The 309-nt window shown below is 49.8% G+C and carries 1 pseudogene; it reads right to left on the reverse strand.

The window, feature by feature from the left end:
* Positions 1-309, reverse strand: a pseudogene (locus tag P0G09_RS17855) (type I restriction endonuclease subunit R); the annotation flags it as partial.

Genomic DNA, 309 nt, shown 5'->3' on the forward strand with positions numbered 1-309 from the left:
TCGCGCCATCTTCAACTGCCTGAGTCATATCATAGATGTCGATGTAATCACCGAATACCTCTCGTGTACTGCGGTCGTTTGTGGAGATCGGTGTTCCGGTGAATCCAATGTAGGTCGCATTAGGAAGCGTGTCTCTTATAATGCGGGCAGTGCCGATAACAGTTTTCGCCTCGACTTCGCCGTTGTCCTTCTGCTTGACCACAACCTTCTCATTGAGACCATATTGCCCACGATGCGCTTCATCAGCCTTCACGATACTGTTCCGGCGTTCCGAAAGAGCTTCGTTGCTTTCTTCAAACTTCTGCATGG

The organism is Faecalibacterium sp. DFI.5.82, assembly GCF_029076575.1.
GTDB lineage: Bacteria > Bacillota > Clostridia > Oscillospirales > Ruminococcaceae > Faecalibacterium > Faecalibacterium duncaniae.